Here is an 11489-nt window from a genome sequence, read left to right on the forward strand (position 1 = left end):
ACTAAGCTGCTGAAACAGCAAGTCCGCCGACCCATACTTGTACTGTCTGCGACTCACCGTCTTGTATCAGAATTTACTCTCCGACTATATTTGACTATATTCCCGTATCAGTTAGAATGTTTTTTTATACCTTGTTTGATTTTCATCCATGAAATGCCCTTTCTGCCAAAGCAGCAACACCCAAGTCACTGACTCGCGCCAGCTGGAAGACGTCAACAGCGTCCGCCGCCGCCGCCGCTGCCCTTCCTGCGGCCAGCGTTTCAGCACTTTTGAAACGGTAGAAATGCGGATGCCGCAGGTTGTCAAAAGCAACGGCGTACGCATGCCTTTCAACGCGCACAAGCTCCACACCAGCCTGATTCGCGCCCTGCACAAACGCCCGATTTCGCCCGAAAAAATCGAAGAAACCGTGGCCTTAATCGAATTGCGCCTCTACCAGCTCGGCCAGAAAGAAATCCCCTCCAAGCTCGTCGGCGAAATGGCCATGGAAGAACTGGCCAAAATCGACCAAGTGGCATATGTCCGCTTTGCCTCCGTCTATAAAAGCTTTAACGACGTTTCCGAATTCACCCAAGCGATTGCCACCCTGCCGCAAGCGCAAACCGATTCATAAAAGGCCGTCTGAAATGTTTGACGACAACGACATCCTGATGATGCAAAACGCCCTCCGCCTCGCCCGGCAAGGGCGTTTTTCCACGTCCCCCAACCCGCGCGTCGGCTGCGTGATTGCACGCGGCAGCCAGATTGTCGGACAAGGCTTCCACGTCAGGGCGGGCGAGCCTCATGCCGAAGTACACGCCCTGCGCCAGGCCGGTGAGGCGGCAGAAGGCGCCACCGCCTATGTTACCCTCGAGCCGTGCAGCCACTACGGCCGCACGCCGCCCTGCGCCGAAGCCCTGATTAAGGCCAAAGTCGGCCGCGTGGTCGCCGCCATGACCGACCCCAACCCGCTGGTGGCCGGCAAAGGGCTGGCCATGCTGCACAATGCCGGCATCATCACCCAAAGCGGTCTGCTCGAAGACGAAGCGCGCGCGCTCAACCGCGGCTTTTTATCGCGCATCGAACGCGGCCGCCCCTATGTCCGCCTGAAATGCGCCGCCAGCCTCGACGGCAAAACCGCACTTTCAGACGGCCGCAGCCAATGGATTACCGCCGAAGCCGCCCGCCAAGACGTGCAAATCCTGCGCGCCGAAAGCTGCGCGGTGCTGACCGGCATCGGCACGGTGCTGGCCGATAACCCGCGTCTCAACGTCCGCACCCTGCCCACGCTGCGCCAACCCGTCCGCGTGGTATTGGACAGCCGTCTGCAAACCCCGCCCGACTGCCACCTGGTACGCGACGGCGGCAGCCCCACCGTCATCGCCACGCTGGTGAGCGACCCCGATCGCCTGCAACCCTATCTGCAACACAGGCATATCCGCATCATCAGGCCGTCTGAAAATCCGGCCGGCCGCATAGACCTGGCCGACCTGCTCCGCCTGCTGGCCGAAGCGGGCTTGGGCGAAGTAATGGTCGAAGCCGGTGCAACGCTGGCATCGGCCTTTCTCGCCGCCGATCTGGCCGACGAAATCGTGCTGTACCAATCGCCGAAAATCCTGGGCAACCCCGGCCGCCCGCTGTTTGACCTGCCCGAGCAGCCCGACGCCCTGCACACCAATGCCCGCTGGCACACGGCCGCGCTGGAAACCGTGGGCAGCGACATCAAATGGACGCTGCGCCGCGCCTGATATGCCGCTGTAAGCCGTCTGAAAAACAGCGTACAATGCAGCCCTACCCGGCTTCTCTTTTACGACACACACCATGAAAAACACCACCATACAAAAATTCGCCGACCGCACCGCCACCATCGCCATCGTCGGCCTGGGCTACGTCGGCCTGCCCCTGATGCTGCGCTATACCGACATCGGCTTTAAGGTATTGGGTTTCGACATCGACCGGGAAAAAGTCGCGCGTCTCAACCGTGGCGAGAGCTATATCGAGCACATTCCCGCTGCCAAAATCGCCGCCGCCCGTGCCGGATTATTTGAAGCCACCGACGATTTTGCCCGCATCGGCGAAGCAGATGCGGTGATTTTGTGCGTGCCGACCCCGCTCAACAAATACCGCGAGCCGGATATGAGCTATGTCGTCAGCACCACCGAAGCCGTCGCCCCCTACTTACGCGCCGGGCAGGTGGTTTCGCTGGAATCCACCACCTATCCGGGCACAACCGAAGAAGAGCTGCTGCCGCGCATCGAAGCCCGCGGCCTGAAAGCCGGGCAGGATATTTTTCTGGTGTATTCGCCGGAGCGCGAAGACCCGGGCAACCCGAATTTTGAAACCCGCACCATTCCCAAAGTCATCGGCGGCCACACGCCCGCCTGTTTGGAGGCCGGCATCGCCCTGTACCAGCCCGCCATCGACCGCGTCGTGCCCGTCAGTTCCACCAAAGCCGCCGAGCTGACCAAGCTGCTGGAAAACATCCACCGCGCCGTCAATATCGGCCTGGTCAACGAAATGAAGATTGTGGCCGACAAAATGGGCATCGACATTCACGAAGTCATCGATGCCGCCGCCACCAAGCCTTTCGGTTTCGTCCCCTATTACCCCGGCCCCGGCCTGGGCGGCCACTGCATTCCCATCGACCCGTTTTACCTGACTTGGAAAGCGCGCGAATACGGCGTCAACACCCGCTTTATCGAGCTGGCGGGCGAAGTCAATTCCGCCATGCCCGATTACGTCATCGGCAAAGTCGCGCTGGCGCTGAATGCACACAAACGCGCGGTCAAAGACAGCAAAATCCTGATTTTGGGCATCGCCTACAAGAAAAACGTCGATGACATGCGCGAAAGCCCGTCGGTGGAAGTGATGGAGCGGCTGGCCAAGCTGGGGGCGGATATCGCCTATGCCGACCCGCACGTGCCCGTATTCCCCCATCTGCCCGGGCATACCCGCTTCGATTTATCCAGCGAGCCGCTGACGGCGGAAAACCTCGCGGGCTTCGACTGCGTTGTGCTCACCACCGATCACGACAAATTCGATTACCCGCTGATTGCACAACACGCCAAGCTGATTATCGATACGCGCGGCCGCTTTCCCAAAGACGCGCCCCATGTCGTTAAAGCCTGATTGGCCGCGCCGCAGGCCGTCTGAAAAATGATGACGCTCAAGAAAATCGCCGCCTATGCCCTCGGCCCCGTCGGCAGCGCGGCTTTGGGGCTGCTGACCCTGCCGCTGATGTCCTGGTATTTTCCTGCCGAAGACATCGGCCGCATGGTGATGCTGCAAACCGTCTCCGCCCTGCTGCTCCTGCTGTTGGGCATGGGGCTGGATCAGGCCTATATCCGCGAATACCATGCCGCAGCAGACAAAGCGGCGCTGCTCAAATCACTGGCCGCCGCGCCCCTGCTGCTCAGCCTGCCGCTGCTGGCGGCGCTGGTCTTGTTGGCCGCGCCGCAGCTCTCCGGCCTGCTGCTCGATTGGCCCGATGCTGCTGCGGGCATACTGCTCGGCCTGTTTTTCGCCCTCAGCCTGCCCATGCGCTACGGCAGCCTGATTTTGCGGATGCAGGAGCGGGCTTTATGGTTTTCCGTGAGCCAGCTGCTGCCCAAGCTGGTCTTGCTGCTGTTGGTTTGCCTGTGTTTTTTTTCCGGCATACCGGCCGGCACGCAGGTTTTGCTGACGGTATTGCTGGTTTCGCAGCTGCCCGGTGCCGCGTTTCTGCTGCTGCAAACGCGCCGCGACATCGCGCAGGCCGCCGCCGCACGCTGGCAGCCCGCGCTGTTTTCAGACGGCCTGCGCTACGGCCTGCCGCTGGTTTTGGGCTATCTGGCCTATTGGGGCTTTACCTCCGCCGACCGCTTCGCCTTAAAATACGGCAGCAGCCTTTCCGAGCTGGGCATTTATTCGATGGCCGTCAATTTCGGCGCGGTTGCGTTGGTGTTTCAAAGCGTGTTTTCCACCATTTGGGCGCCCATGGTGTTTGAATGGGTGAAAAACGACGCGCAAACCGACAAAATCCACCCGATTGCGCTGGATATGACCGACCTGATGGCGGCGCTGCTCTGCCTCACCGGCCTGCTCTCGCCGCTGGCGGCTTGGCTGCTGCCGCCGCAATACGCGCCGGTGCAGTTTATCCTGCTCTCCAGTATGCTGTTTCCGCTGCTCTACACCTTAACCGAAGTCAGCGGCATCGGCTTGAATGTTGTCCGCAAAACCTGGCTGGTGACTTGGGTATCGCTTGCCGCGCTGGCCTGCAACTGCCTGCTGCTGTTTCTGTTTGTGCCGACTCTGGGCGCAAAAGGCGCGGCGGCGGCTACCGCTGTATCGTTTTGGCTGTTTTTCGTGCTGAAAACCGAGCTGTCCTCGCGCGTGTGGCAGCCGCTGCCGCGCCGGAAAATGTACGGCCGCACCCTGCTCTGCCTGGCCGTTTGCCTGAGCTATACGTTTTGGGGCACGCCCGCCACTTATCCGCTGTTTGCCCTGATATGGAGCGTTTGGCTGCTGACGCTGTGCCTGCGCCGCCGCCACCGCCTGGCCGCGCTGGCGGATACGCTGAAAAGCCGTCTGAAAAACTGACTACCCTATTACTCCACCCCGCCATGCATATATTGATTATCCCGTCTTGGTATCCGCAATCGCCCGCCGATGTAAACGGTATTTTTTTCCGTTTGCAGGCGCAGGCTTTGCAGCGGGCGGGGCATCAAGTCGGCGTGATAAACGGGCATTTCCGCTCGCTGCGGCAGGGCATCCGCCCCGTATTGTTCGGACGCTACGGCATCAGCACGCGCTCGGACGACGGCATTCCGACCTATACCTACCACCATACCGCCTTTTTCCCGCGCCTGCCGCCCGAGCATCGGGCTTGGCTGAAAGCGGGGCGCAAGCTGTTTACCCGTTATGTGGCGGCACACGGTATGCCCGATTTGCTGCACGCCCACTGCATCAATCAGGGCGGCATCATGGCTTGCGACATCGCCGCCCGACACGGCATTCCCTATGTCATCACCGAACACAGCAGCACCTACGCGCGCGGCCTGATACGCGGCTGGCAGCGTCCGTATATGCAGCGGGCGGCGGTGGGCGCGGCGGCGCGGCTGGCGGTAAGCCGCAGCTTTGCCGGGCTGCTGCAGCAAGAGTTTGACGGCTTAGATTGGCAATATCTGCCCAACCTGCTTGCGCCGTCGTTCCAAGCCGATGCCGGTCTGCCCGAACGCCGCATCAAAAGCGATGGCGAACCTTTCACCTTCTGTGCGGTGGCCCACCTGAATCCCAACAAAGGCTTCGACGTCCTGCTGCGCGCCTTTGCCCTGGCCCAAGCGCAACGCCCGCAGCTGCGGCTGAACATCGGCGGCGACGGCGGCGAGGCAGGCCGTCTGAAAAATCTGGCTGCCGAACTCGCCCTGCAGGAAAATGTCCGCTTTTTGGGCGCATTGGCGCATACGCAGGTGCTGGACTTGATGCGGCAAAGCGATGCCTTTGCTTTGTCCAGCCACATCGAAACCTTCGGCGTGGTGTTGATTGAAGCCTTGTCTCAAGGTTTGCCCGTCGTCGCCACGCGCTGCGGCGGCCCCGAATCCGTCGTCCGCTCCGACAACGGTCTACTGGCCGAGCCGGGCGACCCGCAATCACTCGCCGCCGCCATGATTACACTCTACGACCGCCGCGCCGACTACCCCGCCGACAGACTGCGCCGCCAAACGCTGGCGGAATTCGGCGAAAGCGCTGTCACCGCACGCTTAGACACTATTTACCGGCGCGCCCTCGAGGCGCACCGCTCAGATTGGAACACACCATGAAAATCGTTTTAACCACTTCCATGGCCGGATTGGGCGGCACGGAACACGCCACCTTCCGCCTCGGCCGCCTGCTCGCCGCCCGCGGCCACGATGTGATTTTGGCATCTTCAGACGGCCCGCTGCTCGAAGAAGCGCGGCAGGCGGGTATGCGCTGGTATGCCATCGACTTTTACCGAGGCGGCATGGCCGGTTATCTCAAAAGCATGGCCGCCTACATCAAAATGCTCAAAAAAGAGCGCCCCGACATCATCCACTGCCAGATGGCGCGGATTGTGCCCGCCTGCGCCGTAGCCGCCAAGCTGGCTGCGCCCGCGGCCAAAGTGTTTTACCACGCGCGCGGCCTCGACCCCGAAACCTATCCGAAAATCGCCAAGCTGTTTGACAAGCTGGGCGTGTACATCATCGGCAACTGCCGCCACGAGCAGCAGAAGCTCATCCGCTACGGCTTCCCCGCGCTCCGCATCACCTACACCTACAACGCCCTGCACAAGCCCGACGGCATCGCCCGCAAAACGCCCAAGGATTATGTAATGCTGGGCACGCTCTCCCGCCTGGACAACGTGCGCGCCGTGCATCTGATGCTGGATATTTTCAAAAAACTCGACGACGCCGGCCTGCCCGTGCGCCTCAACATCGCCGGTCTCGGCGAAGAGATGGACAACTTAAAAGCACAGGCGCAGCGTTTGGGCATAGCCGGCAAAGTCGCTTTTCTCGGCGGCGTGCGCGATTTGACCGCCTATTTTTCGGAAGTCGATATTCTCGTCAACACCCCGCACTGCATCGGCGACCACGGCGCGGGCGTCGGCAACAACATTCTCGAAGCAGGGCTGTACGACACTCCCGTCGTGACCTACGATATGGCGGGGATTTCCGAAATGGTCGTCAACGGCGAAACCGGCTTCTGCATTCCCTTCGGCGACGACGCGCAGTTTGCCGCCGCCGTCACCCGCCTGGTCCAATCGCCCGAGCTGCGCCGCCAAATGGGCGAAGCGCTGCACCGCCATGTGGCCGCACTCTGCGCCGATGACGAAATCTACCGTACCACCATGGCGGCATACGCGATGTAAGGCCGTCTGAAAATGAACATCGTCATCGTCGCTCCTTACTGCTCGCTGCCTTCCGAGCCGCATTTCAACCGCTTTTGGTATTTGGCCGAGCTGCTCGCCCGCACGCACAACGTGTTGCTCATCACCAGCAGCTTCAAGCATTACGACAAATCTTTCAGACGGCCTGAAGACGCCGCCGCTGCCTCGCAAGGCCGTCTGAAAGTGCTGCTGTTGCCCGAAAGCGGCTACACGCGCAACGTCTCCCTCGCCCGCTTACGCAGCCACCGCGTATTCGTGCGCCATTTTGAGCACTGGCTGGCCGCGCAAACGCCCGGGCAATGGGATGTCGTTTATTCCGCCTATCCGCTGATGGCCACCAACCTGCTGCTGGGGCGGCACAAAGCACGGCTGGGTTACAAGCTGGTCATCGATATTCAGGACGTATGGCCGGAATCGTTTTCCGCCGTTGTGCCGCTGCTCAAAAAAATTCCGCACCGGCTGCTGCCTTTTGCCGAGCGTGCCGACCGCGCCTACCGCAGCGCCGATGCGTTGGTGGCCGTATCGCAAACCTATCTGGCGCGTGCACGGGAAGCCAATCCCGATGCACCGGGCAAAGCCGTGTTTATCGGCGCAGACTTTCCCCGCCTGGCCGCCGCGCCCGAGCGCCGCTTTGCCGACGACGGCACCACCCGTTTTTTCTACCTCGGCACGCTGAGCTTCAGCTATGATGTGGAAACCGTCTGCCGCGGCATCCGCCTGCTGCGCGCTCAGGGCGAAGCGGTCGAGCTGCACGTACTCGGCGGCGGCCCCGACGAGCAAAAGCTGCGGCCATACGCCGATGCGGGCATTCGCTTTTACGGCTATCTGCCCTATGCCGACATGATGGCGGTGGCCAAAGGCTGCGACATCGCCGTCAACCCGATTCATGCTTATGCCATGCAGTCGGTCACCAACAAACTGTCCGATTACATGGCGCTGCAAAAGCCGGTGTTAAACAGCCAAACCGACCCCGAAGCTGCCGCCCTGCTTGCGCTGCTGCCCCATGCCCACTACACCTCCGGCGATGCGGACAGTTTCGCCGCCGCCGCCCGCCGCCTGATGCGGCAGCCGCACCGCCGCGCCGACAGCGCTGCCATCGAGCGGCTGTTTAAGCGCGACATCGCGTATCAGGAAATCGTTTCACTGATTGAAGGACTTGCTCGTGAATAAGCTGCTCAAACGCCTGTTCGACATCACCGTATCCGCCGCCCTGCTGGTGCTGCTGCTGCCGGTATTCGCCCTTTTGGCCTGGCAGATACGCAAACACCTCGGCGCACCCGTCTTATTCGTGCAAACGCGCCCGGGCAAAGACGGCAGGCTGTTTAATATGGTGAAATTCCGCTCCATGCGCGATGCCGTCGATGCCCGAGGCCGCCCCCTGCCCGACGGCGAACGGCTTACCCCGTTCGGCCGCAAGCTGCGTGCCGCCAGCCTGGACGAGCTGCCCGAGCTGTGGAACGTCTTGAAAGGCGATATGAGCCTGGTCGGCCCGCGCCCGCTGCTGCCCGAATATCTGCCGCTTTACGACGACTTTCAGGCGCGCCGCCACGAAGTCCGCCCCGGCATCACCGGCTGGGCGCAGGTCAACGGCCGCAACGCGCTCTCGTGGGAAGAAAAATTCGCGCTGGACGTATGGTATGTGGACAACGCCGGCCTGCTACTCGACTTGAAAATCCTGCTGCTGACGCTGAAAAAAGTCTGGGTCAGGGAGGGCATTTCCGCAGCGGGCGAGGCCACCATGCCGGTTTTTACAGGAAGCAAACGCCATGACGAACCCTAATATTCTGATTTTGTCCGCCGGCCGCCGCGTCGAGCTGGTGCAGGACTGCCAACGCGAAGCCGCCCGTTTTTCAGACGGCATCCGCGTTTTCGCCGCCGATTTGAACCCCGCGCTGTCCTCCGCCTGCCATGCCGCCGACGGCGCGTTTGCCGCACCACCCGCCCGCAGCGCGGATTACGCCGACAGCATTCTGCATTTGGCGCAGCGGGAACGCATCGGGCTGATTATCCCGACCATAGACACCGAGCTGGCCGCGCTGGCCGCCGCCCGCAGCCGCTTTGAAGCAGCGGGCATCCACATCGCCGTATCCGATGCCGATTTGATTGCCCGCTGCCGCGACAAACGGCAGACCGCCGCGCTGTTTGCCGGTTTCGGCATTGAGTCGCCCGCGATTTACCCGCGCGACAAGCTGACTTTTCCCTGCTTTGCCAAACCTTACGACGGCAGCCGCGCCATCGGCGCCCGCCGCATCGGCAGCGCCGCCGAGCTGACAGCGGACATGCTGGCCGATGAAAAACTGATGTTTTGCCAACTGATTGATATTGAAAACGAATTTTCCGAATTTACCGTGGATATGTATTACGACCGGCAAGGCCGTCTGAAATGCGCCGTCCCGCGCGAGCGGCTGGAAGTCCGCAGCGGCGAAGTGAGCAAAGGCATCACACGCAAAAGCGCCCTGTATGCCGCGCTGCGGGAAAAAATGGCCGTAGTGCCCGGCGCGCGCGGCTGCCTGACCGCGCAGTTTTTCTGCCGCAAAGACGGCACGCAGTTTTACGGCGTGGAAATCAATCCGCGCTTCGGCGGCGGCTTTCCGCTGACCTACGCGGCCGGCGGCAATTATTTGGGCTGGCTGATGCGGGAATATCTGGGCGGCGAAGACATCGCCTTTACAGAAAACTGGGAAAACAATCTGATGATGTTGCGCTATGATGCCAAAATCCTGGTGCGCGGCCATGATTAAGCCGTCTGAAAGTGTCATTGTGTTCGATTTGGACGACACGCTTTACGCCGAATACGAATACAAATGCTCCGGCATCCGCGCCGTCTGCACCCTGCTGGCCGATACTCATCCGCAACATGATGCCGCCGCGCTGCTGGCCGCGCTTGATACCAAAAGCGCTCACTGGCTGGACGATTTGTGCCGCATCTGCCGTCTGAATGATGCAGAGCGGCAGTCGCTGCTGTGGACCTACCGCCTGCACCGCCCGACGCTGACCCCTTATCTGCCCGCCGCCGACTTTGCGCACCTGATCCGCCCGTTTGCCGCGCGCGCCCTGATTTCAGACGGCCGCAGCATCACCCAGCGCCTGAAGCTGGCCGCTCTGGGGCTGGATAATGCCTTCGAGCATATCTTGATTTCCGAAGCCGGCTTCAGCGACAAGCCCGCGCCGGCGCGTTTCGACTTCATCCGCAGCCGCTACCCCGACTGCCGCTGGATATATATCGGCGACAACATCAAAAAAGATTTTGTGACACCCAACCGCCAGGGCTGGCTGACTGTCGGCCTGCGCCCGCGCCCCGACAACATCCATACCTGCGATCCGTCGGCCGTCGCACCCGAATACCTGCCGCAGCTGTGGATAAACAGCCTGCACGATTTATACGAGGTTTTAGACAGACCATGCTGAACACCCGCCTTTCTCCCTGGCCGAGCTTCACAAGCGAAGAAGCCGAAGCCGTATCCCGCGTTTTGCTCTCCAACAAGGTCAACTACTGGACCGGCAACGAATGCCGCGAATTCGAGCAGGAATTTGCCGCCTATACCGGCAGCCGCTACGCTGTGGCGCTGGCCAACGGCACGCTGGCGCTGGATGTGGCGCTGAAAGCATTGGGCATTGGCGCGGGCGATGATGTGATTGTGACCCCGCGCACGTTTTTGGCTTCCGCATCCTGCATCGTGACCGCCGGCGCCAATCCCGTGTTTGCCGATGTGGATTTAAACAGCCAAAACCTCAGCGCCGCCACCATACGCGCCGCGCTCACGCCCGCCACCAAAGCCGTTATCGTGGTGCATCTGGCCGGTATGCCCGCCGAAATGGACGAGATTATGGCGCTGGCCGAAGCGCACAATCTGTGGGTCATCGAAGATTGCGCCCAAGCCCACGGCGCCAGCTACAAAGGCCGCTCCGTCGGCACCATCGGCCACATCGGCGCCTGGTCGTTTTGCCAAGACAAAATCATGAGCACCGGCGGCGAAGGCGGCATGGTCACCACCAACGACCCCGTTTTGTGGGAAAAAATGTGGTCGTATAAAGACCACGGCAAAAGCTACGATGCCGTGTATCACCGCGAACACGCGCCCGGCTTCCGCTGGCTGCACGAAAGTTTCGGCACCAACTGGCGCATGACGGAAATGCAGGCCGCCATCGGCCGCATCCAGCTCAAACGGATGCCGCAATGGACGGCACGCCGCCGCGCACTCGCCGCGCGTCTGGCCGACACTTTAAGCCGCTTCCCCGCCGTCCGCCTGCCGGAAACGCCCGAAGGCTGCGGCCACGCTTATTACAAATTTTACGCTTTCGTGCGCCCCGAATATTTGGCGGCAGGCTGGAGCCGCGACCGCATCGCCGAAGCCCTCAATGCCGCCGGCGTGCCCTGCTATCAGGGCAGCTGCTCGGAGGTGTATTTGGAAAAAGCCTTCGACAACACCCCCTGGCGGCCGCAAAGCCGTCTGAAAAACGCCGTGGCGCTGGGCGACACCTCGCTGATGTTTCTGGTGCACCCGACGCTTACCGACGAAGAAATCACGTTCTGCTGCACGCACATCGAAGCGGTATTGCAGCAGGCAAGCCGCGCCTGATCCGCAATATCGTCGAAGAACACAGCATGATACGGCGTTGCTGCGCC

11 protein-coding genes are annotated in these 11489 nt (G+C 61.4%); all 11 read left to right on the forward strand.

The features are described from left to right. The first annotated feature begins 148 nt into the window (after positions 1–148). The 11 genes from nrdR to BDE01S_RS04325 all read left to right on the forward strand — a co-directional run bounded on the left by nrdR (position 149) and on the right by BDE01S_RS04325 (position 11442). The gene (gene nrdR, locus BDE01S_RS04275) at positions 149–613 is read left to right on the forward strand and encodes a transcriptional regulator NrdR (RefSeq protein ID WP_066077797.1); all 465 of its coding nucleotides are present in this window, start codon (positions 149–151) and stop codon (positions 611–613) included. Between the two features lie 13 nt (positions 614–626). Beyond that, a complete protein-coding gene (gene ribD, locus BDE01S_RS04280) occupies positions 627–1727 on the forward strand; it encodes a bifunctional diaminohydroxyphosphoribosylaminopyrimidine deaminase/5-amino-6-(5-phosphoribosylamino)uracil reductase RibD (RefSeq protein ID WP_066077799.1) in 1101 nt (366 codons plus the stop codon). 73 nt (positions 1728–1800) lie between these two features. Next, positions 1801–3108: a nucleotide sugar dehydrogenase gene (locus BDE01S_RS04285; protein ID WP_066077802.1), complete on the forward strand. Its 1308-nt coding sequence runs from the start codon at positions 1801–1803 to the stop codon at positions 3106–3108. A gap of 30 nt (positions 3109–3138) precedes the next feature. Continuing rightward, positions 3139–4557 carry a lipopolysaccharide biosynthesis protein gene (locus BDE01S_RS04290; RefSeq protein ID WP_066077817.1) on the forward strand — a complete coding sequence of 473 codons (1419 nt, stop codon included), beginning with the start codon at positions 3139–3141 and terminating at the stop codon, positions 4555–4557. A gap of 23 nt (positions 4558–4580) precedes the next feature. Then, positions 4581–5777 (forward strand): glycosyltransferase, encoded by a 1197-nt coding sequence (locus tag BDE01S_RS04295; protein ID WP_066077804.1) that lies wholly within the window; start codon positions 4581–4583, stop codon positions 5775–5777. Further along, entirely contained in the window at positions 5774–6844 is a 1071-nt protein-coding gene (locus tag BDE01S_RS04300; RefSeq protein WP_066077806.1) for a glycosyltransferase family 4 protein, read from the forward strand. Before BDE01S_RS04295 ends, BDE01S_RS04300 begins: the two co-directional genes overlap by 4 nt. 12 nt (positions 6845–6856) lie before the next feature. Next, positions 6857–8032 carry a glycosyltransferase gene (locus BDE01S_RS04305; protein WP_066077808.1) on the forward strand — a complete coding sequence of 392 codons (1176 nt, stop codon included), beginning with the start codon at positions 6857–6859 and terminating at the stop codon, positions 8030–8032. Then, positions 8025–8642: a sugar transferase gene (locus BDE01S_RS04310; RefSeq protein WP_066077810.1), complete on the forward strand. Its 618-nt coding sequence runs from the start codon at positions 8025–8027 to the stop codon at positions 8640–8642. The genes BDE01S_RS04305 and BDE01S_RS04310 overlap by 8 nt, the downstream gene beginning before the upstream one ends. Further along, positions 8629–9603, forward strand: coding sequence for an ATP-grasp domain-containing protein (locus BDE01S_RS04315; RefSeq protein ID WP_066077812.1), 975 nt, complete (start codon positions 8629–8631; stop codon positions 9601–9603). The genes BDE01S_RS04310 and BDE01S_RS04315 overlap by 14 nt, the downstream gene beginning before the upstream one ends. Beyond that, a complete protein-coding gene (locus tag BDE01S_RS04320; protein WP_245934278.1) occupies positions 9569–10270 on the forward strand; it encodes an HAD family hydrolase in 702 nt (233 codons plus the stop codon). The genes BDE01S_RS04315 and BDE01S_RS04320 overlap by 35 nt, the downstream gene beginning before the upstream one ends. Beyond that, on the forward strand, positions 10264–11442 hold the full coding sequence (locus BDE01S_RS04325) for a DegT/DnrJ/EryC1/StrS family aminotransferase (protein ID WP_066077815.1): 1179 nt from the start codon (positions 10264–10266) through the stop codon (positions 11440–11442). Before BDE01S_RS04320 ends, BDE01S_RS04325 begins: the two co-directional genes overlap by 7 nt. Positions 11443–11489: the final 47 nt, after the last annotated feature.

Source organism: Bergeriella denitrificans NBRC 102155 (genome assembly GCF_001592185.1).
Classification (GTDB): Bacteria; Pseudomonadota; Gammaproteobacteria; order Burkholderiales; family Neisseriaceae; genus Neisseria; species Neisseria denitrificans.

Excerpts from the sequence above, each read along its gene's own strand:
- BDE01S_RS04305 (WP_066077808.1), top strand. The coding sequence starts at position 6,857 with ATGAACATCGTCATCGTCGCTCCTTACTGCTCGCTGCCTTCCGAGCCG.
- BDE01S_RS04295 (WP_066077804.1), top strand. The coding sequence starts at position 4,581 with ATGCATATATTGATTATCCCGTCTTGGTATCCGCAATCGCCCGCCGAT.
- BDE01S_RS04315 (WP_066077812.1), top strand. The coding sequence starts at position 8,629 with ATGACGAACCCTAATATTCTGATTTTGTCCGCCGGCCGCCGCGTCGAG.
- BDE01S_RS04285 (WP_066077802.1), top strand. The coding sequence starts at position 1,801 with ATGAAAAACACCACCATACAAAAATTCGCCGACCGCACCGCCACCATC.
- BDE01S_RS04325 (WP_066077815.1), top strand. The coding sequence starts at position 10,264 with ATGCTGAACACCCGCCTTTCTCCCTGGCCGAGCTTCACAAGCGAAGAA.
- nrdR (WP_066077797.1), top strand. The coding sequence starts at position 149 with ATGAAATGCCCTTTCTGCCAAAGCAGCAACACCCAAGTCACTGACTCG.
- BDE01S_RS04290 (WP_066077817.1), top strand. The coding sequence starts at position 3,139 with ATGACGCTCAAGAAAATCGCCGCCTATGCCCTCGGCCCCGTCGGCAGC.
- ribD (WP_066077799.1), top strand. The coding sequence starts at position 627 with ATGTTTGACGACAACGACATCCTGATGATGCAAAACGCCCTCCGCCTC.
- BDE01S_RS04300 (WP_066077806.1), top strand. The coding sequence starts at position 5,774 with ATGAAAATCGTTTTAACCACTTCCATGGCCGGATTGGGCGGCACGGAA.
- BDE01S_RS04320 (WP_245934278.1), top strand. The coding sequence starts at position 9,569 with ATGATGCCAAAATCCTGGTGCGCGGCCATGATTAAGCCGTCTGAAAGT.